The sequence below is a fragment of the Pyxidicoccus fallax genome (assembly GCF_012933655.1).
Classification (GTDB): domain Bacteria; phylum Myxococcota; class Myxococcia; order Myxococcales; family Myxococcaceae; genus Myxococcus; species Myxococcus fallax.
Window position 1 is genome coordinate 24963 of the sequence record NZ_JABBJJ010000050.1, and the last position, 24828, is coordinate 49790.

Genomic DNA, 24828 nt, shown 5'->3' on the forward strand with positions numbered 1-24828 from the left:
TCCGGGCTGACTCATGGGGGCCGCGCTTGCTTCGCGTCGGGTGGTACCCGTACCGGCAGTAGCGGCCCCTGGCACGTGGCCCGCGGCCTACGGTGTCCCCGGCAGGTGACCTGAAGGCACCACGCGCTGTTCGAGCACGCCCTGCCCTCCCGCCTCCCGCGCTCCGGCGGGAGGCACCACCAGGGTGAGGGCCTCGAAGGCCGAGCCGCGCCGCTCGTCATACATGCCGCGCAGGTACACGCCGCAGCGCTGCGGCACACACCTGCCCGCGGCATCCACCGTGGCGCCGGTGATGACGAGCGGCACGTCCAGGACGTTCCGCCCTTGGAAGTCCAGCGCGAAGCCCCGCGCCTGCGCGCCCCCGCGCAGCCACGCGAGCGCCGGGGGCAGGAACACCTGGAGCAGGTCCCCCGCGCGGTAGCCCGCGTCCAGCCGCACCACCAGCTTCAGGGACTCGCCCGGCCGCAGCGGGCCGCCCTGCTCCGGGTCTTCGCGCTCCAGGCGCACGGTGGCCGCGACGTCATTGCGCACCCGCGTGCCCAGGTCTTCCTCGCGCAGTCGCTCGAGCTCGACGAGGAGCGACGTGTCGAGCGCCTCGATGGACCGGGTCGCCGCGCGGCGGGACGCCTCCACGAAGGAGAGCCGCTCCCCATCCACGCCGCAGCTCCCCGTGGCGGTCTCCACGCGTGGCATCGCGGCGAGGAGCGCCAGGGCGGCCACGCTGTCGAGCGTGGAGTAGCAACGACCCGCCTCGGTGAGCTCCCCGAGCGCCGTGCGCACCAGCGGCGTGGCCTGGGTGAGGAAATCCGGGCCCGCGCGCAGGAGGACCGCCGCGCCGTAGGCGGTCTCCGCCCGTATCTCGGACGCCATGGAGAACCGCGAGCGTCCATCGCCCTTGTTGGACTCCAGCCCCAGCACCGCCGCGCGCCCTTCCCAGATTCCCACCCCCGCGAGCACGAACCCCGCGAGCTCCCGCGCCCGTCCGGGGTTGCGCCGCAGGCAGGCCAGGGCCTGCCGTGCCGTGCGTGGCTGCTCGGGAGCCACGTCGAGCCGGTGGGCCGTGGCGGCTCGCAGGCCCAGCTCCCGCACGCGTTCGATGAGGAACCAGACAGGCTCCAGCTCGGGCACCTTCTCCACGCCCTCCAATTCCAGCAGGTGGGCCGCGGCGGCCTTCGACAGCCATTCGTTCACCTCCGCGTCGGGATACGCGCGGAAGGGGCCGGAAGGCAGGGCCATGCTCTCCAGCCGCCGCACCGCGCCCGTCAGGTGATGCTCCAGCTCGCGCGGGCGGTCGCAGCCCAGGAGGAACTCGCTGATGCACCCGAGGATGATGGCGCTCGTCTGCTCCGAGCAACTGTAGGAGTAGTCCTTCAGGGCCTGCGCCATCCGCCGAGCCTGCACGTCGACGCCGAGCAACACCCGGGCCCGCGCTTCCCTCCCCTCCACCTCCAGCCGCCCACCCGGTGCGAGCGCCACCACCGTGCGCTCCAGCCACTGCGCACGGCCGGGGTGGTCCACCTGTCCGCCCACCCGCTGTACCTCTCCGCTGTCCGCGCGGACCTCGGCCTCGAAGCGCCCCGCCATGGCGTCGAAGAGCACCTCCGCGCCGGGAGCGGAGAGCCGCAGGCGATGGGCGCTCCGCCCCTGCGCGTGCAGGAGCAGCGGCGTGCCCTCGTAGCGCACCTCCACCTCGGCCGAGCCCGAGTCCAGGGCCACGTGCAGCGTGCCCGCCGCGCGCTCACCGGCGGAGACGTAGCGCGGCAGGAGCAGCTCGCCGTGCACGGGCTGGTGCACCGTGAGGGACGCGCGGGTGTCCACCCAGTCCAGGCCCAGCGCCGCGAGCACGTCCACCTCCAACCGTCCCCGCAGGCGCGGCGCGCGGAAGTCCAGCCGGGCCAGGCCCTCCGCGTCGAGCGTCACCACCTGGCAGAGCACGACGGCCGGGGGCTCCTCCGCGAGCGCTGGAGGAGCAGCGGCCTCCGACCTGTCACCCGCGGCGGTGTCAAGCACGGCCCCGACGATGATCTCGTCCATGAGGACCCTGCTCCTGCGCCGACGCGGGAAGAGGTCACCCAGGATGGCATCCGGCTCCCCGTCGCGCAGCCCCGCGAGCGTGTCGTCCAGGTCCTTCCGCAGTGCCGCCGCGGCGACCTCTCCCGGTGCGCGGGCCGTCAGCCGTGCGTCCCGCACGGAGACCCAGACGCTCGCGCCGGGGCTCCCCCGCAGGGCCAACGCCACCGCGTCCCCGGGCCGCGCCGTCGGAGGCACATCCAATTCCAGAGGAAGGCTCGGCGGCAGCACCGCGGCGCGCCCCTCCCAGCAGCGCAGCCCCGCCTCGCTTCGTTCGAGGACCCCCACCATCAGCAGCGTCCAGGGCCCACGCGCCGGCAGCTCCAGTCGGAGCCCAGGGACACCTCCGGTGATGGGGACCTCGAATCGCTCGAGCCCGGGGACGACGGCCACGACCTGGCCCCGATGGACGGGACGCGTCAGCTCCAGGAGCACCCGTTCCCGTGTCACCTCCACGATGCGCAGCGGCGCGGACACGCCGCCCGCCCCCGGGCCCACATGAAGCCCCCGGAATGGCTGGGAGCCGGCGAAGGGCAGACTGCTCGCGAGCCGCTCCTCCTGCCACCGCGAGAGCACCACGGGCTCACGCGACTCCTGCTCCGTGCCCGCCAGACGGACGGTCGCGGTCAGCCCCGCCCGGCCCTCCACCCGCACCTCCAGGCTGGCCGGGCCCCGCGTGACACGGGGCAGGCGCACCCGGGCCCGGCCCGAGCCATCCGTCGTCACGCGTGCCGTGTGGACCCGACGCGCGGGAATCCCGGACTCGTCCATCAGGCCGAGGACGAGCGTTCCCTCCAGCGGCTCGCCCAGCACGCTCGCTTCGAGCTCGCCCTCCAGCGCCTCGCCGTCGGCGCGCTCCCCGCACCACCGCACCTGCAAGGGAGACAGCAGGTACGTCGCGACGGAGAAGGAGGCCGAGCCTCCCCACTCGGTCATCAAGGTATAGGAGCCCGGAGGCGGCGCGGGCAGGGACGTCCACCCGAGGCCGTTGCCGTCCAGCTCCAGGTCGAGCGGCGGAAGCATCGACGTCCCCGTGCGCAGCATCACACGCGCGCGCTTGCCCGCCTTGGCCGCGCAGAACACACCCACGCGGATGATGTCCCGTGGACCATACAGCTCGCGGTCCGTGAAGAGGATGCGCGGCGCGGAGGGCCCGAGGCCCAGGGCACTCGCGGTGGCGACGTCTCCCAGCGCGTGCTCCCGGTCGTCGCGAAGGAACAGGACGGTTTCGGAGCCCGGGTGGAAGGCGAAGGCCCGGCCCATCACCCACTCCCGCATGCCGGCGGCCACGCCTTTGCGCTGGAGCATATAGCCCAGGGCGAAGGAGGACGTGTCAGGCCATCCCAAATCCTCTTCCCGGTGGATGGCGTCGATGATGGCCACCGGCCCCGACGTGCACACCTCGAGCTCGCGGCCCGTGAGGAACTTCACGTCGTCCTGGGCGTAGATGTTGGTCGGATCCGCCATGACCACGACCAGGACGTCACCGTGCAACGCGAACGGCAGCAGCCGGTGCTTGAGCAACAACTCCGGGGGGACGAGCGACAGGACGTCCGGGTCGGCATCGAAGACGGTGATGTCGACATAGGGCACGGCGCAGGTTTCCGCGATGAGCCGCCCCACCGCCTCGTCGTCGCACCAGCCCTGCCGCACGGCGTACTCCACCGGCCACTGGCCGGCGGGGTTCCGGAGCGCGCGCTCCGACTGCTCGGGACTCAGCAGCCCCCGCTGCACCAACAGGTCACGAATCCGTGCCGTCATGCGCGGAGTTGAGCACCGTCGCGGCCAGCAAAAAAGGTGGCAAGGGCCCGAGTGCCTGCCTTACGAACAGTCAGGCCCGCTTCCCCCGGCGCTGGGGCCAATGGACCGTGCACCCCCGACGGCGCCGCCGCATCCCATCCCCATGCCTCAGTTCCACTCCCGCTTCATCGAATCCACTCCTGGAGACCCCTCCACCGAACGCCGCTCGCGCCAGGTGCACGGCGCGCTCTGGTCGAAGGTGCAGCCGACGCCCGTGTCCGCGCCGCGGCTGGTCGCCTGGTCGCCCGAGGTCGCGCGGATGCTCGGGCTGGACGAGGCCACCCTGACGTCCCCGGAAGGGGTCCAGGTGCTGGCCGGCAATGCCCTCTGGCCGGGCATGGTGCCGTATGCCGCCGCCTACGGTGGCCACCAGTTCGGCAACTGGGCCGGCCAGCTCGGGGACGGCCGCGCCATCGTCCTCGGCGAGCTGCTGGCCCCGGACGGGCAGCGCTACGAGCTCCAGCTCAAGGGCGCGGGGCCCACGCCCTACTCCCGCCGCGCCGACGGGCGCGCGGTGCTCCGCTCGTCCATCCGCGAGTTCCTGTGCAGCGAGGCCATGCACCACCTCGGCGTGCCCACCACGCGCGCGCTGTCGCTGGTGACCACGGGCGACAAGGTCATCCGCGACATGTTCTACGACGGCAACCCCGAGGCCGAGCCCGGCGCCATCGTCTGCCGCGTGTCCCCCACCTTCCTGCGCTTCGGCAACTTCGAGCTGCTCACGAGCCGCGGGGAGGTGGCGCTCTTGAAGCAGCTCGCGGACTACACGCTGAAGCACTTCTTCCCGGAGCTGGGCGCGCCGTCGAAGGAGACGTACGCGGCCTTCTACCGCGAGGTGGCGCGGCGCACGGCGAAGCTCATCGCGCACTGGCAGGCCGTCGGCTTCGTCCACGGCGTGATGAACACCGACAACATGTCCATCCTCGGCCTCACCATCGACTACGGCCCCTATGGCTGGGTGGATGACTTCAACCCCGGCTGGACGCCCAACACCACCGACGCGGCCACGCGGCGCTACCGCTTCGGCAACCAGCCCCCCATCGGCCTGTGGAACGTGGAGCGCCTGGGCGCCGCGCTGATGCCGCTGTTCGACGAGGAAGAAGCCCTCGTCGAGGCGGGCCTGCTCGAATACCAGCGCACCTTCGAGGAGGAGGCCAGTCAGCGCTTCGCCGGGAAGCTCGGGCTGTCCGCGCTGCGGGACGAGGCGGACGTCGCGCTGGTGAACGAGGGCTTCGCCTGGCTCGCGGCGGAGGAGACGGACATGACGCGCTTCTTCCGCGGCCTGTCCCAGGTGGTGACGCTGCCGGAGGCCCCCACGTCGCTGCCCCCGGTGGTGCGCGAGACGTTCTACGGCGAGGTGCCCGAGGCGCACGTGGCCCGGGGCGTCGAGTGGCTGGCGTCGTGGTGGCGCCGCACGCGGAAAGAGGACGTGCCGCCGGCGGAGCTGGCGCGGCGCATGGACGCGGTGAATCCGAAGTACGTGCTGCGCAACTGGCTCGCCCAGGAGGCCATCGACGCCGCGCACGCGGGTGACGACTCGAAGGTGCACACGCTGCTGGACGTCATGCGCAGGCCCTTCGAGGAGCAGCCCGGCCGCGAGCTGTACGCGTCGAAGCGTCCGGACTGGGCGCGTTCGAAGCCGGGGTGCTCTGCGCTCTCGTGCAGTTCCTGAGCGGGCCTGCCATCCTGGCGCCGATGCCTTCCCGCACGCACCCGTTCTTCATCCCCGCCCTCGTGCGCATCAAGCCCGGTGCGCTGGACCGGCTCGGCGTCTACCTGGCGCGCGCGGGGCACCGGCGCATCCTCCTCTTGGTGAGCACCGGCCTGCAGCCCGCGCTGGGCCAGCGCCTGGAGGCCAGCCTCGCGCGGGACGGCATCTTCCTCGCGGGCCGCGAGGAGGTGGACGAGGCGAGCTTCGAGCACGCCGCCACCCTGTTCTCCCGCGTGCCCCCGGGCTGCGAGGCCGTCGTCGGGTTCGGCGGCGGACGGGCCCTGGACGTCGCCAAGTACGTGGCCTTCCTCGCGGGCCTGTCCTACCTCGCCGTGCCGACGTCCCTGTCGAATGACGGCTTCTGCAGTCCCCAGTCGAGCCTCACGCAGGGAGGCCGGCGCCGCTCGCTGCGCGCGGCGATGCCGTCCGGCGTCGTCGTGGACACGGACGTCTGCCTCCACGCGCCGGATGTGCTCTGGTGGTCGGGCGTGGGCGACCTCGTCGCGAAGGTGACGGCCATCGCCGACTGGAAGCTGGCGTTCCACGCCCGGGGCACGCCGGTGAATGACTTCGCCGCCCTGCTCTCGGACGCCACCGTCTTCCAGTTCATGGCGAGGCCCGTGAGGGACCTGGAGGGAGTCCGGCTCCTGGCCACCTCGCTGATGCTGAACGGGATTGCCATGGAGGTGAGCGGCTCGTCACGGCCCGCGAGTGGGAGCGAGCATCTGATGTCCCATGCGCTGGACACGGTGTCCCGCCGGCCCCGCCTGCATGGACTCCAGGTGGGGGTCGCCACCTATGTCGTCAGCCGCCTGCAGGGCCAGGGCACGGAGCGTGTGGCCGCGGTGCTCGACGCCACCGGATTCTGGCGCGGCATCACCCAGGACCCCTTCTCCCGGCGCGAGTGGCTGGAGGCCGTGCGCCTCGCGCCCACCTTGAAGGACGACTTCCATACGGTGCTCTCCACCCGCGACTGCGCGCCGGAAGTCGAAAAGCTCCTGCGGACGGACTCACGCCTGGAGCGATGCTTCACGGACTGAGGGTGTTAATTCCTTAACAGTTAAAAATTTAAAGTTTCACTGCGCTTTCGTAGGATAAGAGAGGCAGGTAAGACCCATTTACAGATGGACCCAAGGCGGCCGAGCATGGAAGGGCCATGGATGTCCCCCGCGCCCCGACTGTTCGTGCGACCAATTCGCTCAACTCGTTCCGTATTCCGCACGACTCCTCTCCGCGTACGCGGCGACTCCTACGTGGGCTCGCGCGCATCGCCACGTGGAGCTGCACGCTGCTGCTTCTGCTCGCCCTGACGCCCGGTGCGTGGGCGGCGGAGGCGGGTCAGCCCGTCACCCTTGTCGAAGGATGGCGCTATCGCTGGGGTGACTCGCCCGTGGGTGCGGACGGAGTGCCTACCTGGGTGAAGGACGCGGCCGGCCAGCAGGGCTGGCGCTCCATGGAGCCGCTGAAGGAGCCGCCTGATCGCGGCGACAACACCTTCGTGTGGATCAGCATCCCCCTGCCCGAGGGCACGTGGAACGAGCCGGCCCTCTTCATGGGCGAGGTCACCAACGCCATCGAGGTCTACGCGGGCGGGCGGCTCGTCTATACGAGCGGCAGGATGAACCGGAACGGCCGCGAGGTCTCGGAGAACCTGGCCTGGCACCTGGCGTCGCTGCCGCGCGAGGCGCTCGGCCAGCGGGCGCTGCTGCGCATCCAGTCCAACAACCCGAACATCGGCGTGTTCCAGTCGGTGCAGGTGGGCGCGCACCATGAGCTGCTCGCCACGCACACGCGCGACGGACAGGTTCCCTTCGTCACCGGCAACCTCCTGCTGGCCGTGGCGCTCGGCGCGGGTGGCGCCTTCATCATCCACTGGCGCCGGCGGATGCTCGCGGGCCTGGCCGTCTTCGCCGCCAGCGGCGGCATGGTGCTCCTGAGCCTGAGCGGCCTGCCCGGCGCGCTCTGGGGCGCGTCCGCCCTGGCGACGAAGGGCATGAACCTGGGCATCTTCCTGCTCGTGGCGGGACTGATGGCCTTCGTGTCGGACGCGCTCCTGGACAACCGGCTGGTCTGGTTCCGCAAGGCGTCGGCGGGGTTCTCCGTCATCTCCGGGCTGGGCGCCTTCATCGCCCTCGTGGACCTGGGCACCGGCCAGCGGCTGCAGATCCACTTCATGCCCATCGCGCTCCTCGTCCTGCTGGTGTGCCTGGGCATCGCCGTGGGCGAGGCGTGGCGCGGCAACCCCGACGCCCGGCTCTTCGTCGCCGGCTTCGGCATCCTCGTCATCTCGCTCGCCGTCACGGTGCTCCCCGTCATCGGCGCGGTGGACTGGAACTTCGGCAACGTCACCCACTGGGGCTACCTGGCGCTGACGCTGTCGCTGCTATCGGTGGTGGCACGCCGCTCCATTGAAATGGTCCGCGCGCTGGAGCTGCACACCAAGCAACTGGAGGAGCGGCAGCACGAGGTGCGCAGCCTGGCCGAGCGCATGGGCACCGGCGCCGGCGAGCTGGCCACGGTGGTGCAGCAGCTGCGCTCCTCGAGCGACCAGCAGACCGAGGGCGTGAGCCGGCAGGCGGCGGCGCTGCAGGAGGCGGAGCAGACGGTGAAGGAGATTCGCCGCTCGTCGCTGATGACGGCGGAGAAGGCCAGCGCGCTCGCGGCGTCCGCGGAGAACGCGGAGCAGGTGGGCCGCGAGGGCACCGCCGCCCTGGAGCGCACGCTGTCGGACCTGGCGGCCATCCGCACCGAGGTGTCGGAGATGGCCCGGCGCATCCTCGCGCTCGACGAGCGCACGCGCGAGGTCTCCGGCATCGTGGACTCGGTGAAGGACCTGGCGGACCAGTCCAACATGCTGGCCATCAACGCGGCGATTGAAGCGGCGCGCAGTGGTGAGAGCGGCCGGGGCTTCGGCGTGGTGGCGCGCGAGATGCGCGGCCTCGCCGACCAGTCCATCCAGGCCACGCACCGCATCCGCGCGGTGCTCGACGGCGTCAGCAAGAGCATGCGCGAGGCGGCCCTCTCCAGCGAGAAGGGCGACGAGCGGGTGCGGCAGAGCCTGGACGCGGTGCGCACCTCCAGCGCCCAGTTCCAGGAGCTGGCCATCATCATCGCGGACACCGGCGCGAGCGTGCGTCAGATTACGGCCGCCGTCAGCGCGCAGGACGCGGGCACGCACCAGATGGCGCAGGCCATCCAGGAGCTGTCCGGGCAGATGCAGCGCACGCTGAAGACGGTGCAGGAGACGCAGGAGGCCACCCGCTCCGTGCAGTCGCTGGCCGAGAGCATGGCCGGCATGGCCACCCAGACGCTCAAGGCCAAGGACGCCGCGAACGCCGCGGCGGTCCGCTAGAAGTCCGTCACCCCATCGCGCGCGCCAGGAATGGCGCCGTACGACTGGTACGGGAAGCAGTCACCTGGGCAGGGGTTCCGGCCACCACCACCCTGCCCCCCTCGTCACCCGCGCCCGGGCCCATGTCGATGACCCAGTCGCTCTCGGCGATGACGCGCATGTCGTGCTCGACGAGGATGACGGTGTTGCCCGCCTCCACCAGCCCGTTGAGCTGCGTCATCAGCTTGTCCACATCCGCGGGGTGCAGCCCCGTGGTGGGCTCGTCCAGGACGTAGAGCGTGTTGCCGCGCTGCACGCGCTGTAGCTCGGTGGCCAGCTTGATGCGCTGGGCCTCGCCGCCGGACAGCTCCGTCGCCGGCTGGCCCAGGCGCAGGTAGCCCAGGCCCACCTCGCGCAGCACGCCGAGCGCGCGCCGCACCTGCGGCTCGTCCTCGAAGAAGGCGTGGGCCGCGTCCACCGTCATGCCCAGCACCTCGGCGATGTTCTTCCCCCGGTACTGAATCTCCAGCGTCTTCGCGTTGTAGCGGGCGCCATGGCACGTGGGGCACGGCGCGTAGACGCTGGGCAGGAAGAGCAGCTCCACGCTGACGAAGCCCTCGCCCTCGCATGTCTCGCAGCGGCCCTTGGCCACGTTGAAGGAGAAGCGGCCCACGTCGTAGCGGCGGGCGCGCGCGGCCGGCGTCGCCGCGAAGAGCTTGCGGACGTTGTCGAAGAGGCCCGTGTACGTCGCCAGGTTGGAGCGCGGCGTGCGGCCAATCGGCTTCTGGTCCACGCGCACCAGCCGCTTGATGCCCTCCATGCCGGCCGCGATTCGGCCACCCTCGGTGCGCACGACGGTGCGCTCCAGCTCCTCGCCTTCGTCCTCGTCCACGGGGACTTCGTGGCCGAGCTGCTCGGCGACCAGCTCCACCAGCACCTGGCTCACCAGGCTCGACTTGCCCGAGCCGGACACGCCCGTCACCGTGGTGAAGACGCCCAGCGGGAAGTCCACGTCCAGCCTGCGCAGGTTGTTGCGGGTGACGCCCTCCAGGCGCAGCCACCCTTTGGGCGCGCGGGGCGTGCGGCGCTCCACGGTGTTCTCCCCGAAGAGGTAGCGCCGCGTCTGCGAGGCCTCCACCGCCGCGAGCCCTTCCAGCGGACCGCTGTAGAGGACGCGCCCGCCCTTCTCACCGGCGGCGGGCCCCACGTCGACAATCCAGTCGGCGTGCTGGATGACGTCCACCTCGTGCTCCACCACGAACAGCGAGTTGCCGGAGCCCTTGAGCTGATCCAACGCCTTCAAGAGCGCCTCCGTGTCCGCCGGGTGGAGGCCCGCGGAGGGCTCGTCCAGCACGTACACCACGCCGAAGAGGTTGGAGCGCACCTGGGTGGCCAGCCGCAGGCGCTGGAGCTCGCCGGGCGAGAGCGTGGGCGTGCTGCGCTCCAGGGAGAGGTAGCCCAGCCCGAGCTCGGCCAGGACCTCGATGCGCTCCAGCAAATCCTTGGCGATGCGCGCGGTGACGAGCGCCTTCTCCGGGTGCTCGCGCGCCAGCTTCGCCGCCCCGGGGGCGGTACCGTCCACGAAAGGCCGCAGGATTTCGGCCACGCGCTTCAGCGGCAGCCGGGACAGCTCGCCGATGTCGAGCCCCGCGAAGATGACGGAGAGGGACTCGCGGCGCAGGCGCTTGCCCTCGCACACGCGGCACTCGCCGCTGACCATGTACTGGGACACGCGCTTCTTCATCAGCGCGCTCTGCGTCGTGGCGAACGTCTGCAGGACGTACTTCCGGGCGCCCGTGAAGGTGCCCATGTAGCTGGGCGGCTCCTTGCGCTTGAGGGCGCGGCGCGTCTCCTCCGGGGTGAAGCCCGCGTAGACGGGGACGGTGGGCTGCTCGTCGGTGAAGAGAATCCAGTCCCGGTCCTTCTGGGGCAGGTCGCGCCAAGGCGTGTCCACGTCGTAGCCGAGCGTCACCAGGATGTCGCGCAGGTTCTGTCCGTGCCACGCGGGCGGCCACGCGGCGATGGCGCGCTCGCGAATGGTGAGCGAGTCATCCGGCACCATCGACTTCTCCGTCACCTCGTAGACGCGGCCCAGGCCGTGGCAGTGGGGGCAGGCCCCCGCCGGGGTGTTGGGCGAGAAGGCGTCGGAGTCCAGGTGCGGCTGGCCCGGCGGGTACGTGCCCGCGCGCGAGTACAGGAGGCGCAGCGAGTTCGCGATGGTGGTGACGCTGCCCACCGAGGAGCGCGTGGTGGGGGCGCCGCGGTGCTGCTGGAGGGCCACCGCCGGAGGGAGGCCGTCGATGGCGTCGACCTCGGGGATGCCCGCCTGGTCGATGAGCCGCCGGGCATACGGGGCCACGGATTCGAAGTACCGGCGCTGCGCCTCCGCGTAGAGCGTGCCGAATGCCAGCGAGGACTTGCCCGAGCCGGAGACCCCCGTGAAGACGACCAGCGCGTCCCGAGGGATTTCCACGTCCACGTTCTTCAGGTTGTGCTCGCGGGCCCCTCGCACCCGGACGAAGCCCGCCTTCGTGTCACCGGACGGAGTGGGCTGGGGACGACCGCGGGCTCCGGGCATTCGTACGACTTTGGGCATTCGCACCACCGGGAAGGACGTGAGGGGGTGAGCCCCTTAACGCGTCATTCACGGTGGTGCCAGGACTGGCGAGGGGCCAGGGGCCCACGCGCGGGAAGGCCCGCCTGCCTGGTCCCCCCGGCCCTCCGCTCACATCTGCGCCAGTGCGTCCTGCGACTCGGGCAGCACCTGCCCGCCATCCACGATGAGCGTCTGCCCGGTGATGTAGCCGGCCTCGCGGCTGGCGAAGAACAGGGCGGCATGGCCGATGTCCTCGACCTCGCCCAGCCTGCCCAGCGGCACCGCCGCCGCCATGCCCTTCATGTACTCCGAGCCCAGCGACACCAGGCCCTCCGTCACGATGTTGCCGGGCAGCACGGCGTTGACCGTGATGCCGTATTTCGCCAGCTCCATGCAGGCCGTGCGCATGAAGCCCAGCTGCCCCGCTTTGGTAGCGCCGTAATGGGTCCAGCCGGGAAAGCCTGTCACCGGGCCGGTGATGGAAGAAGTGATGATGACGCGCCCCTGACCGGACTTCTTCAGATACGGGATGCACGCCTTCACCGAGAGGAAGGTCCCCTTGAGGTTCGTCGCCATCACCTCGTCCCAGAGCTCCGGCGACATGTCCTCCATCTTCACCTGCGGGAAGACGCCCGCGTTGGCGCACAGCACGTCGATTCCACCATGACGCTCGGCCGCCGCCCTGGCCATCTTCTCCATGTCCTCCAGCTGGGTGACGTCGGCGCCAAAGCCGCTGGCCGTGCCACCGGCCGCGACGAGTTCCTGTGCCGCTGCCTCGGCCGCCTTGGAGTCCCTCCCGACCACCAACACCTTGGTGCCGTGTCGCGCGAAGACCCTGGCAATGCCCTTGCCAATGCCCTTGCTCGCACCTGTGACAATGACGGACTTTCCCTTGAGCGAATCTGCCAGCATGCCGCGCCTCCTCATGACCCTTCGGCATCGAGGTTCACGCGAAGCATAGGCCAGGCCCCGCCCTGTCAGTGCACTCGCGAGGACATCCTGAGAGTCCCCTCGCTGGAGGAATCATTCCTCCACGACTCCCCCTCCACCGGAGGGGGCTGACATGCCAGGGCGGAGGGAGCGTGACTCAGCCCGCCCGGGCCACGGGGGCCGGGGCCTCGACGGGCTCGGGGAGCGCGTCGAACTGCTCGAAGGGGTTCTCCAGCATCTCGCGCAGGGTGTTGGCGAGCACGCCCGCGTGGAAGCCGTCGATGAAGCGGTGGTCGAAGGTGGCGTTGATGTTCATCACCTTGCCCGGCACCACCTTGCCGTCCTCCACTACCGGCACCTCCTTCACCGCGCCGGGCGCGACGAAGATGGGCACCCGCGTGTACGGCGCCAGCGGCACGTACGCCGTGTCCAGCCCCAGCGAGCCCACGTTGGTGATGATGGCCGAGCCGAACGCGTCCTTCGGCATGCCGAACCGGCTCAGGTCCAGGTTCAGCGTGTACATGAAGAAGGACAACAGCCACGTGAAGGTGTTGAGGAAGAGGTACGGAATCTTCTGGATGGTGCCCTTGCCCTTCTCCAGGGCCACGTCGCGGCGCTCGCGCACGCGGCGCACGGCCTCCTCCAGGTCCGCGGCGATTTCCTTCAGGCTCTTCTTGTCCGCGTCCTCGATGCGCGCGGAGGTGAGGTCCACCTTGCCGCCGTCCGTCTGCACCACGAGCGTGGAGAGCGTCACGCGCTGGCGCAGGTAGATTTTGTTGAAGCGCAGGATGGCGTTGGCGTCCGGGCAGCGGCGCAGCGCCTCGCCCATGGCCTTGGCCACCAGGTGCGTCACCGTGAGCCGCACGCCGGTGCGCTGGCGGAAGGCCTCGATGTAGGCCATCGCCTTGTCCATGCGCACGGTCAGCGTCCCGTAGACGGTGGGGTCATACGCCGTCTTCCAGCTTCCGATGGCCAGCTTCCGGAAGCTCGACAGGTCCCGCTTCTGAATCAACTCCAGGTGCGCCATGGTCTCCTCGTGACGGTAGGCGTGAGCCCGCCAGTGTCGCGGCTTCCCGCCCCCGAAGGGAAGACGGGGGCCGCATCGCCTACCTACCCGCTCCCTCCCCGGGAATGCATGACGCACCAGGACGAAAGGGTTCACCGGGAGCCGGCGCGTCGCCCTCGCGTCGCGCCTCACTCGCCGTGCGTTGACACTGGGGACAGGGCCGCCGAGGCGGCGCGTCACTCGTCGGCGACGCGCACCACGAGCTTGCCGAAGTTGCGCCCCTCGAGCAGGCCGATGAACGCGGACGGCGCGTTCTCCAGCCCGTCGGCCCGGTCCTCGCGCAGCTTCACCCGGCCGGCGTCGACCCACTGGCCCATCTCGCGGCGGAAGGCGTCGAAGCGCTCGCCGTAGTGGTCGAGGATGACGAAGCCCTGCACGCGGATGCGCTTCTGCAGCACCGTCGACATCCACAGCGGCAGCCGGTTCGGACCGGGCGGCGGCGTCTGCTCGTTGTAATGCGCGATGACGCCGCACACCGGCACGCGGGCGCCGACGTTGAGCAGCGGCAGCACCGCGTCGAACACGTCGCCGCCGACGTTCTCGAAGTAGACGTCGATGCCCTTCGGGCAGGCAGCGGCGAGGCGCTCGGCCAGTCGCGAATCGCGGCGGTCGAGGCAGACGTCGAAGCCCAGCTCCTCGACCGCGTAGCGGCACTTGTCGGCGCCGCCAGCGATGCCGACCACGCGCGCGCCCTTCAGCTTCGCGATCTGCCCGACCGCCGAGCCGACCGCCCCCGTCGCCGCCGCAACCACCACGGTCTCGCCCGGCTTGGGCTGGCCGATGTCGAGCAGGCCGACGTGGGCGGTGAACCCAGGCATGCCGAGCCCGCCCAGCGCCTGCGACGGCTGCGCCATTTCCCCGAGCGGGACCAGGTCCTGACCGTCCGACAGCGCGTAGTCCTGCCAGCCGGCGTTACCGAGCACCAGCTCACCGGTGCGAAAGCGCGGGTTCCTGGAGGCGACCACACGGTTGACGGTGCCGCCCGGCATGGGCGCGTCCAATGGCACCGACGGCGCGTAGACCGGCCCGATTTCCTCCATCACGTTGCGCATGTACGGGTCGAGCGACAGATACAGCGTACGCAACAGCACCTCGCCTTCCTTTGGCGTCGGGACAGCGGCCTCTTCGAGACGGAAGTCCCGCGACGTTGGAAGACCGCGCGGGCGGGCGGCGAGGACGACACGGCGATTGACGGTATCCCTTTGCGGCATGAGCCTGCTCCTGGGGGAAGGGAGACGTTCGGATGGCGCGCTCCACGTCCCGGCTGGCGCGAAGCGCGCGCGGACGAGGCGGAAGCGGCGGGCCACTAACTAAAAACCGGTCGTCTGGAACGCAGGGGAAAATGGCGGAGCCCGCGGTATCGCAGGCCCGTGTAGCGCCGCGCGTCACAGCCGGAGACGGCTTGTGGCCCGGGACGCTACTCGGTGCATCCGCCGGGCTCCGGTCCGCTCCGCCAGGGCGGTCTTCAAGGCGTGGCACCGCGACTGCACTGCCGGCCATGGAGTGTCCGTCCCCATGTCAACAAGAGCACGGAGCCCCGAGTTCCCTGGCTTTACCGCCTCCCTGGTAACTTCGGAAGACGTGAGCGACCTCCGCCCCAAGCGATTCGGGAAGTACGAGCTCCAGGAGCGCCTGGGCAGCGGCGGCATGGCCGTGGTGTACCGGGCGCTGTACACGGCGGCTCCCGGCGTCACGAAGCCGGTGGTCATCAAGCGCGTGCTGAGCACCTACGCGGAGGAGCCGGCATTCGCGCAGATGTTCCTCAACGAGGCACGCATCTCGGTGGGGCTGAGCCACGGCAACATCGTGCAGGTGTTCGACTTCGGCGAGGTCGACGGCGAGTACTTCCTGGCCATGGAGCTGGTGGATGGCCACACCCTGGGCCGGGTGCTCAGGGCGGCGAAGGCAAAGGGCCTGGCCTGCATCCCCGCGCCGCTGGCGGTGGGCATCGCCCTGGAGATGTGCCGGGGGCTGCACCACGCGCACACCCGGCTGGACGCGCGCGGCGAGCCGCTCGGCGTGGTGCACCGCGACCTGTCTCCGGACAACGTGCTGCTGAGCTACGAGGGCGAGGTGAAGCTCACCGACTTCGGCATCGCCAAGGCGCGGCTCGCGGGCAGGCCGGAGACGGAGGTGGGCATCGTCAAGGGCAAGTACCTCTACTTCTCGCCGGAGCAGGCGCGAGGCGAGGTGCTGGATGCGCGCTCCGACGTCTACACGGTGGGCACGGTGCTGTACCAGATGCTGTGCGGCCAGCGGCCGGTGGATGGCTCCAGCGAGTGGGAGGTGATGCGCCGAATCTCCGAGGGCGAATTGACGCCCGCGCTCAGCCTCAACCCCACGCTGGACTCGGACCTGCAGGGCATCCTCCAGCTCGCGCTGGGCACCTCGCGGGACAAGCGCTACCTGAGCGCGGAGGCACTCCAGCAGGCGCTGTCCGACTGGATGGGCTTCCGCGCGCCGCGCTTCCCGGCCAACGCGCGCAAGCACTTCATGAGCTGGCTCTTCCAGGAAGAGCTCACGGCGATGAAGCGCGCACCCACGATTCCCTCGGACTTCCTCGCGCAGCTCCAGTCCTGGCGAGGCAGGAGCGCCGCGCCCGCGCCGGCCTCGCGGGGGATGACGACGCCCATGAGTCCGCCCCGGGCCTTCCCCCTGGGCAGACCCGCGCTGGGCGCGGGCAACGCCGCCGCGCCCACCGCCGAGACACCACCACGCGCGAGCATGCGCTCGCGGTTCCGTGCGCGGCTCCTGCGCCGCTCGGCCGTGGTGAAGGGCGTGCTCGCCGCGCTCGTGGTGACGGTCCTGGGCATCGTGGGCACGACGGCGTTCTGGGTGTCGCACGCGGGGGCGCACCGGGTTGCGACGGCCTCCCCTGCCCCGGCTCCGGGCACCACGGCCACCGCGGGCGGGAGTGCGCCCGCGCAACCGCCCACGATGACGCCGGCTCGCGCGGAGCCTTCCGTGTCCGCCGCCACCTCCGCTGGGCTCCAGGCGAGGCTCGTCGTCGGTGACGCTTCTTCCACGCAGCCCCGCATCACCACGGCGTCGGGACAGATGGGCATGATTGATGGGGCGCCGACGTCGGCCCCGCCGACCGGCACCGGGTCCGCCCATGTGGCTCCCGCCACCGGAGAGTCTTCCACCCATCTGGCCGGCACCGAGTCCGCCCATGCGGCTCCCGCGGCCGGCGAGCCCTCCACCGCGCCGACGTCAGCGGAGGATGAGACACGGCTCGCGATGGAGAACGGGCTGTATTGGCTCTCACGCGCGGACGACAACCGGGCGCTCGGCTGGTTCCAGCAGTGCTTGCGGCACGACCGCTCCTCGGCGCGGTGTCACCTGGAGCTGGCTCGTATCTACGCGCGCCGTGGTGCCATCCGCGACGCGATGAAACACTTCACCCACCACCTCGCCCTGGAACACGAAGGTCCCTCGGCCGAGGAGGCGCGGAGATATCTCAAGCTCTACGCAGGCTCGGACCCTCGCTGACGCGCATCGGCCACACCGAAGCCCCGCATTTTCATAAGCCCGACTCCGCATGGCGCATCAGGCATGGCGTGCATTACACGCATGCCCATGCACCCATCCCTCTCTCGAGTCGTGAGCGTTGTCGCCATCTCCTGCTTGCTGTCCGTGGGCCTGGTTGGCTGCGGTGATGACGAGGTCAGCTCCGACGAGCAGGCCCGCCGCGCGTACCTGGGACTCGACGAGTCCATCAGCAAGTCGCTGCAGCTCGGCTTCGCCGGCTTCAACGCCGCGTCGAGCGCGAACATCCCGCCCCAGTCGGGCGCGGGAGACGCCGCGGGCACGCTGCTCATCACCGGCCAGGTGGACCAGGGCTCGTCCGACAACAAGGGCATGCGCCTGCGCGTGGGAATGACGGGCTACTCCGACGGGGAGATTGCCGTCAGCGAGGACGAGGACCCGGTGAACATCACCTACGCGACCAACGCCAGCACGGAGGCTCAGCCGGAGCTGACCCTCCAGCTGCGCAACATCCCCGGCGGCACGTTCACCGGCGAGCTCAAGGGCGACTTCGACATGACCGGAGACCTGAAGGGCAAGGTCACCCTGAACCTGACCCTCACCGGCGAAATCGAGGACGACGGCACGGGCAAGGTCCGCCGCACCTCCGGCGCCACCCGCGTGACGGGCACGGCCACGTCGGGCGACGGCACGTACAACGTGGACGTCACCCGGTAGCCCGCGCGCTCACGGGTACTTCACGACGCCGGTCGGCTCGGATTCGGGGAGCGGGATGAACTCCGTCTCCTCGGGCACCTGGCCGACGCGGTGGGCCTTCCAGTCCTCCTTCGCCTGCTCGATGCGCTCCCTCGAGCTGGAGACGAAGTTCCACCAGATGTGGCGCGGCCCATCCATGGGCTCGCCGCCGAAGAGCAGCACGCGCGCTCCCGTCGGACCGAGCCCCTTGAGAACCACGTCGACACCGGGCCGCAGCACCATGAGCTGCCCCACCGTGTACGTGTCACCTCCGAGCTCCACCGAGCCCTCCGCCACGTACGCCGCGCGCTCCTCGTGCCCGGCGTCCAGGGGCACGCGCGCCCCGGCCGCGAGCACCACGTCCGCGTAGAACAGCTCCGACAGCGTGCGCACCGGCGAGCGGGCCCCGTACAGAGAGCCGGCGATGAGCCGCACGCGCGCCCCTCCGTCCTCCACCACGGGGAGCGACTCGGCGGGCGTATGGGCGAACGAGGGCGCCGTCTCCTCGTGCTCCTTCGGGATGGCCACCCATATCTGGATGCCGAAGAGCTTCCCGCCCGTGGGCCGCAGCTCCGGCGGCGTACGCTCCGAGTGGGCGATGCCACGCCCGGCCACCATCCAGTTCACCGCGCCGGGACGGATGGACTGCACCGTCCCCAGGCTGTCGCGGTGGAGGATTTCGCCCTCGAAGAGGTAGGTCACCGTGGCCAGGCCGATGTGCGGATGCGGCCGCACGTCCAGTCCATGGCCCGAGCGGAACGCGGCCGGCCCCATCTGGTCGAAGAAGATGAAGGGGCCCACCATCCGCCGCCGCACCGAGGGAAGCGCGCGGCGCACCTCGAAGCCGTCTCCCAGGTCGCGCGTGCGAGGCACGACGATGGTCTCCACGGCGCATTCCGGTCCAGGTTCGATGTAGGGCTCGTCGGGCATCTGCCAGGCCATGTGCTCACGCCTCCAGGGGGCAAGGTCCGTCGGCCCGCCTCGGAATGCAGGCCCTCGGTGCTCCCCACCCTGCCACCCGGCCCACCGTACGGACAACCCTCAAGGAAGCTCGACCGACTTTTCGTCCACTCCCGACACCTGCTTCCACGTGTCGAGGCCTCTCACCTCCCTCGGGTCGGCCTTGAAGCGCCCTCCAGCGGCGTAGCGGTTGCGGTCCATCCTCAGTCCGGGGCGGTGCCGGCCCAGGCGCACGAGGTTCTGGCCGCGCAGGGAGTTGTCGTGGACCGTGACGTTCTCGCTGGGCGCGTCGTTGGCTCCCAGGCCGAGCATCATCCCGTAGCCCTCCGTCTTCTCGATGGTGTTGCCCACCACCTCCACGTCCCGCGCGTTCTCCACGCGGATGCCCACGCCGTCGCCGCCCCCATTCTGGGAGATGTCGGAGATGCGGTTGTCCTTCACCTCCACCTCGGAAGGATGGGGCTGGTTGCCGTCCCTCACGCCACCGACGGAGATGCCCCGCCCCGCGTCGGCGATGTCGTTGCCCTCCACGCGCACGTTCCGGGCCGAGTAGTGGATGACCACCGCCTCGCCCGCGGAGGTGGCCGACTTGCGGAAGCCGTGCATGTGATTGGCGCGGACGACGACGTCGCTGCACGTCTTGATGTCCACCGCGTTCTCGTCGTTCGAGTACAACCGGTTGCTCTCGATGAGCACGCCACGCGCGGGCGCCTGCCCGGCCCGGTCGGGCTTGAGGCACTGCACGGAGTCACCCGAGTTGTCGTGGATGTCATTCTCTCGGAGGGTGATGTCACGCGACGTCGCCTGGATGACCACGCCGTGGGAGTCACCGCGGGGCTGCTTCCGGAAGTCGTGGATGTCGTTGCCCTCGATGAGCACGCCCCGGGCTCCACCGTAGGTGGTGACGCCTCCGCCCAGCGCGCCATGGTGCACGTTCGAGCCGGACAGCACGGAGCCCTCGGTGTCTCCCTCGAAGACGACCGCGAAGCGCCGCTGCCCCTTCACGTCGATGTCGAAGCCGTCCACCACCCAGTAGGGCTTGCGGACCTGCACCAGCGCGCCCCCGGCGCCCGGAAGGATTCGCGCGTGTCCCCGGGCCATGAGGGTGATGGGCGCGTCCTTCCGCCCCGCCTTCACGTCGCCATCGATGACGACACTCTCGGCGTACTCGCCAGGCAGGACGATGATGGCCTCACCGGGCCCCACCGCCTTCAGGGCCCGGCGGATGGTGTGGAACGGGGCTCCCTCGGAACCCTCCGCCCCGTCCGAGCCCGACGGGCTCACGTACCACTCCCGCGAGAAGTGTTCCGGGCATGAGTCACGGTGCTTCGCGGACGCCGCTGTCCCCGCCGTCCCCGCTCCGCCCATGGCCTCCTCCACCTGGGCCACCCGCTCGTCCTCGGCCCGCTCCACATGGCCACAGGCGCCCAGCATGGCGGTGATGAGCCCCACGCCCAGCCAGAAGCCAGCCCTCCGCGCTCCGTGCTTCATCGCGATTCCCTTCTCGTGTCCGGGAGGAGGGAGGAGGCAAGGCGCGGGTTGTGACGGGGCACCGGGCAGGCGGTGGACGCCCGGCCCGCCCGGCCCCACCACCGCTACGGCTTCGGCGCGATGGAGACCTTCACGCCCTCGCTCCAGACCTTGTGCTCGTCCGCGTAGTACAGGTACGCGCGGCTCGCCGGCCCCGTGTACGTGCCGGGCACCGCGGCCACGAGGGACAGCGGCACGTCGATGCGCTTGCGCGGCTCCATGCCCCGCCAGTAGAGGACCACGTCGCGCCCGAGCACCTCGTACGCGTCCACGAGCTTGCGCTTCACCAGTTCCTTGAGCTGGTCATGCCGCACCTCCAGCCCGCCCGGCACGCCGAAGATGGCCACCGCGGTCGGCAGGTGCTGGCCCGTGCGGTTGGCCACCATCACCCGCGCCTCCGTCGGCTCGCCCTCGGTGAGCTCCGTCTTCGCCAGCGCCACCTCCAGCATCACCTGGGTGTCCTTCGAGCTGTCCGGCACGAGCGCGTTGTAGGTGACCTCCACCGTGTACGGCAGCTCCGCGCCGTCCTCCATGCGCAGCTCCACCCGGCGTCCCCCCGGCCCGAGCAGCGCGCTCACGTCGGGGAGCTTGAGCGCCTCTTGCGAGGAGCCATCGAAGCGGACCGGCTCCCCCACGGGCTTGCCCTCCACGTAGACGCGCACCCGGCCCGGCCGGAGCTGAGAGCCGCGCAGCTTGTCGTAGGCGATGACCGCGCGCAGCGCGAGCACCGTGCTCTGCGTCGCCCCGTAGCGGCCTCCCTCGTTCGACTCCGCCAGGAACTTCATCGAGCGCTCCACGTTGCCGCGGTACGCCGAGTCACGCATCCACGCCAGCACCGCCAGCGCCGTGGTCTCGATTTCCAGCGTCTGCCCCGAGCTGCCCACGACGGACTGCGTCGCCCCCGCCACCACGCCGTTCTGCTTCTGCTGCTCCGCGAGCCGGCTCATCAGCACCTTCGCCCCACCGGCGTCCCCCGCGAGCGACAGCGCATTGGCCGCCAGCGCCAGCACGTAGCTGTTCTGGCTCTTCGCCGCCGAGGCCTTCAGCGCGGCCACCTCCTTCGCCAGCTCGCGCGCCTGCGCCGCCGGCTGCTCCGCGCTCTCCAGCAGCGCCCAGAGGATGTACGCGTTGGAGGTGTCCGGGTCCTCCACCCACACGTGCAGCGCGCGGCGCTTGCGGTTGAAGCCGCCCTGCCCGTCGCGCTGCTGGAGGAGCCACGCCCGCGTGCGCTCCAGCATCGCCGCGTCCACGTCGCGCACCTGGCGCATGTCCATGAAGTGCAACAGGCCGAAGGCCGTGAGCGCCTCGTGGCCCGGGTTCTCACCGAACCACTCGAAGCCCTTCTCGGACGTCTCGTAGCCCACCAGCCGCCGGTAGCCGCGCTCCAGCTTGTCGCGCGCATCCGCCACCAGCGCCGGGCTGACGCCGCTGTGCGTCTGGAAGTACTGCTGCGCCATCGTCATCGGGTACGTGGTGGAGCTGGTCTGCTCGAAACAGCCGCTAGGCTCCTGGATGAGGCGGGACAGCGACTCGGTCATGTTGGCCAGCGGAGCCGGGTACACGGCGATGGACGCGCGGATGCTGCCCGGCACCACGCTGTCCGGGAGCACCACCTGGTGCGCCACCGGCTTGCCGGCCGACAGCAGCCCGCCGAACGAGACGCGGGCCGGGAAGCCGCGGGGCTGGACGGACAGCGTGCGGGTGACGACGTCCGTGAAGTCACCGGCGCTCGCCGTGAGCTTCACGTCCACGGGCCGCGCCTGCGGGCCAATCTCCAGCGCGAAGAGCTGCCGCGCCCGCGCTCCCGACGCCAGGCTCATGGGCGCGCCGCCGGAGACCTTCACGTCGCCCTTCAGCTCGACCTTCACGCCCGCCCCCGTGAGCGCCGACTCCGTCCCGTTCACCAGCGCCACCGGCAGCCGCACCACGTCGCCGGACGTCACCTCCAGGGGCAGCTTGGGCTCCGCGTAGAAGGGCTGCACCGACTCCAGCTCCGCCACCGCCGAGCCGAGCGCGCCGTCCGCGCCCACCGCTCCGGCGAACGCCTTGAACGTCGTCACCGAGTCGCTCAGGCCGAACGACACCCGGACCTCGCCCGTGCGCTCGTCGGTGCGGACGCCCGCGTTCCAGTAGAGCGTCTCCGCGAAGTCCACGCGGTCCCCCGTCTTGCGGCCCGGCCGCACCGTGTGCGCGTACTCGCGGAGGTAGACCAGGGTCCGGAGCCCGTCGTCCATGGCCGGCGCTCGCCTCTTCGCCCTCTCCGGGGCAATCTCCCTGGCCTCATGGATGATGGGCTCCGCTGGCGCCTCCTCCTTGGCCTTCGCCTCGACCACGGGCATGGCTTGCTGCGCGGGCGCGGGCGCCGGCGCGGCCGCCGGGGCAGCCGCCAGCTGCGGCACCGGAGCGGCCGCCACGGCCGGAGCCCCGGCCAGGGCCTCCAACGCGATGTCCTCCCCGGACTCGAAATCCACCGGCATCTCCGGAATCGGCTCCGGCTGCACGAGTCCGGCCCGGCTCTTCGTGCGGACAGCGCCGGAGCCACGAGTCGAGCGAACCGGACGCCGCTCCTCCGGATTCCGCACGGCGAGCACGCGCATCGCCGCCTCGCCGTGGCGGGCCAGGAAGGCCTTCGAGTCCACCAGCGCGAACCGCCGCCAGCCCTGCGTACCGAGCAGCAGGTCCACCGCCAGCCGCGACTTCGGATTCTTCGCGTCGAGGTAGAGCTGCGCGTCGGCCAGCTCCTTCACCTCGGGCTCCAGCAGCACCATCACCGGGAGCTGGGGCGCCTGGTCGCGCTTCTCCTGGAGCTCCAGCACGGCGTCGTCGGTGACGTTGAGCATCACCAGCGCGGAGACGGGCTTCCCGCCGCGCGTCGTGCGCGCCGTGAGCCGCACGGGGCTGCCCGGCACGTAGCGCTCGCGGTCCGCCTTCAGCTCGACGGTGAGCTCCTTCGACGGCTGGCGGAACACCAGCCGCTCCGCCAGCGGGCGCCCGTCATGGTCCCACACGGTGGCGACGAGCACGCCGTCCGCCTCACCGGGGTCGAGCGTCACGGGGCCCACGTGCCCATCCTGGAGCACCACCGAGGCGACCCGCACCTCGCGCTGGCTCAGCGTCACCGTCCCCTTGCCCACGTTCTTCAGCCCCACGTCGAACCGCACCAGCCGGCCCGCGGCCACCACATCCTCGGCCGCGCGGAGGACGGCGCCCGACGGCTTCACCTCCGGCAGCGCGAACGTCTTGCGGATGCCCGACGGCGAGTCGATGCGCAGCGCGTACCGCGCGCCGGCCTCGGGGGTGATTTCGAAGCGGCCACGGCCCTCGTGCTCGGAGCGCACGCGGGCCACCACGCGGCCCGTGCCCACCTCCACCACCGCGCCCATCAGGTCCGCCGGCTTGCGCGCGGGCGTCTTCGCCTCGAAGTAGACGCGCGAGGCCAGCCCCGCCACCAGCTCGCCGCCCTCCGGGTACATGGACAGGTCCAGCGTCTGGAGGAGGATGGGCAGCGTCTTCGCCGCCGTCTCCACCACGCCGCCGTCCTCGATGGTGAAGGCGAGCGTGCCCTCGCCGCGCTCGATGGCGGACGGCAGCGGGAAGCGCACGGTGCAGCGCCCCTTGCCGTCCACCGTGCACGGCACCTGCGCGACGGTGACGCCGTCGACGAGCGCGGTGGCGTTCACCCTCGCGCCCTCGGGCACGCCGCCCTCGGCGCGCTTCACGTCCAGCGTGGCGGTGACGGTGTCACCGGGGCCATAGCCGTCGCGGAGGAACACAATCTGTGACTTGAGGCGCGGGGCGCGGTACGCGCGCACGTCGAACTTCCGCTCCGCGGGGGCCGCGCCCGTCCAGGGATAGGTGACGCGCAGGGTGTACTCACCGCCGGGCTGCCCGGCGGGAACGGTCCAGGCGTAGCCCCAGACGGCGTCCTGGCTGGACACCACGCTCCTGGCGATGACGTCGCCCTTCGGCCCCTTCAGTTCCAACTGCGCCTGGAGGTAGCCCGCGTAGGGCTTGCGGGTGAGGGCCTCCAGCAGGAGGCCGCGCACCAGCACCTGCTCTCCAGCGCGGTAGAACGGCTTGTCCGTGGTGACGAAGGTCACGTACCGGTTCGCACCGCCCAGGGCGCGGGTGGAGGTCCGAGCCGCGAAGACCCGGGGGGACGACAGAAGGAGAACGGAGGCCAGGCCCAGGCCCAGGAGCACGCGCGAGGCGCGCGGGACATGCAAGGTCATGGGGCCTCTCAACGGACGAGCGCGCGAGAAGTTCTCGACACCTCAGGTAACGCGGCAGGTCATGGTGCCCCCCACCGCCCGTCGGAGTCTCCCTCCACCCGGGGGTTCCCTCACACGGGTCGGGATGAAATCGACGGTGCCGGTGTTCGCACCACCCCTTGCGGCGCCAGACCGTCTATATCGCGGGTCTTCCAGGCACCGGGGCCCTGCCCCCCTGCCGGCGCTGAAGGTCCATCGTCCAGGAGCTTCCCTTGAAACCGCACCCCCTACGTTTCTCCCATGCAGCCCGCGGATGGGTCGCCGTGTGCGCGTCCGCGCTGATGACCTCGTGCGCCTCCTCCGCTCCGGCGGAGAAGGCCACGACGCCCGCCCCGGCGG

General features: G+C 71.0%; 13 protein-coding genes. 5 read left to right on the forward strand and 8 right to left on the reverse strand.

Going from position 1 to position 24828, the window contains the following annotated elements:
* Nucleotides 1-87 precede the first annotated feature (87 nt).
* Entirely contained in the window at nucleotides 88-3831 is a 3744-nt protein-coding gene (locus HG543_RS13650; RefSeq protein WP_169345176.1) for a GspE/PulE/PilB domain-containing protein, read from the reverse strand.
* A gap of 142 nt (nucleotides 3832-3973) precedes the next feature.
* On the opposite strand from HG543_RS13650, the gene HG543_RS13655 reads away from it, so the two are divergent.
* From HG543_RS13655 to HG543_RS13665, 3 genes are all read left to right on the forward strand, one after another.
* Nucleotides 3974-5542: a protein adenylyltransferase SelO gene (locus HG543_RS13655; protein ID WP_169345177.1), complete on the forward strand. Its 1569-nt coding sequence runs from the start codon at nucleotides 3974-3976 to the stop codon at nucleotides 5540-5542.
* Nucleotides 5515-6621 (forward strand): iron-containing alcohol dehydrogenase family protein, encoded by a 1107-nt coding sequence (locus tag HG543_RS13660; RefSeq protein ID WP_343073346.1) that lies wholly within the window; start codon nucleotides 5515-5517, stop codon nucleotides 6619-6621. Before HG543_RS13655 ends, HG543_RS13660 begins: the two co-directional genes overlap by 28 nt.
* A 116-nt stretch (nucleotides 6622-6737) precedes the next feature.
* Entirely contained in the window at nucleotides 6738-8933 is a 2196-nt protein-coding gene (locus HG543_RS13665) for a methyl-accepting chemotaxis protein (RefSeq protein ID WP_169345178.1), read from the forward strand.
* Between the two features lie 7 nt (nucleotides 8934-8940).
* On the opposite strand, the gene uvrA is transcribed toward HG543_RS13665, so the two are convergent.
* The 4 genes from uvrA to curA form a co-directional block, all read right to left on the reverse strand.
* A complete protein-coding gene (uvrA, locus tag HG543_RS13670; RefSeq protein WP_169345179.1) occupies nucleotides 8941-11490 on the reverse strand; it encodes an excinuclease ABC subunit UvrA in 2550 nt (849 codons plus the stop codon).
* A 147-nt stretch (nucleotides 11491-11637) separates the two neighbouring features.
* Nucleotides 11638-12420, reverse strand: a complete 783-nt coding sequence (fabG, locus tag HG543_RS13675) for a 3-oxoacyl-ACP reductase FabG (protein WP_211193909.1) — start codon at nucleotides 12418-12420, stop codon at nucleotides 11638-11640.
* Nucleotides 12421-12595: 175 nt separating this feature from the next.
* On the reverse strand, nucleotides 12596-13465 hold the full coding sequence (locus HG543_RS13680) for a 2-oxo acid dehydrogenase subunit E2 (protein ID WP_169345180.1): 870 nt from the start codon (nucleotides 13463-13465) through the stop codon (nucleotides 12596-12598).
* 215 nt (nucleotides 13466-13680) lie between these two features.
* Nucleotides 13681-14715, reverse strand: coding sequence for an NADPH-dependent curcumin/dihydrocurcumin reductase (gene curA, locus HG543_RS13685; RefSeq protein ID WP_169345181.1), 1035 nt, complete (start codon nucleotides 14713-14715; stop codon nucleotides 13681-13683).
* A gap of 370 nt (nucleotides 14716-15085) precedes the next feature.
* Here curA and HG543_RS13690 point away from each other — a divergent pair, with 370 nt between their 5' ends.
* Entirely contained in the window at nucleotides 15086-16996 is a 1911-nt protein-coding gene (locus tag HG543_RS13690; protein ID WP_343073347.1) for a serine/threonine protein kinase, read from the forward strand.
* A gap of 111 nt (nucleotides 16997-17107) precedes the next feature.
* The gene (locus HG543_RS13695; RefSeq protein ID WP_169345183.1) at nucleotides 17108-17710 is read left to right on the forward strand and encodes a hypothetical protein; all 603 of its coding nucleotides are present in this window, start codon (nucleotides 17108-17110) and stop codon (nucleotides 17708-17710) included.
* A 9-nt stretch (nucleotides 17711-17719) separates the two neighbouring features.
* Here the strand turns inward: HG543_RS13695 and HG543_RS13700 are convergent, their stop codons facing one another.
* The 3 genes from HG543_RS13700 to HG543_RS56285 form a co-directional block, all read right to left on the reverse strand.
* Nucleotides 17720-18670: a pirin family protein gene (locus tag HG543_RS13700; RefSeq protein WP_169345184.1), complete on the reverse strand. Its 951-nt coding sequence runs from the start codon at nucleotides 18668-18670 to the stop codon at nucleotides 17720-17722.
* A gap of 99 nt (nucleotides 18671-18769) precedes the next feature.
* On the reverse strand, nucleotides 18770-20179 hold the full coding sequence (locus tag HG543_RS13705) for a right-handed parallel beta-helix repeat-containing protein (protein ID WP_169345185.1): 1410 nt from the start codon (nucleotides 20177-20179) through the stop codon (nucleotides 18770-18772).
* 104 nt (nucleotides 20180-20283) lie between these two features.
* The gene (locus tag HG543_RS56285) at nucleotides 20284-24450 is read right to left on the reverse strand and encodes an MG2 domain-containing protein (protein WP_169345186.1); all 4167 of its coding nucleotides are present in this window, start codon (nucleotides 24448-24450) and stop codon (nucleotides 20284-20286) included.
* Nucleotides 24451-24828: the final 378 nt, after the last annotated feature.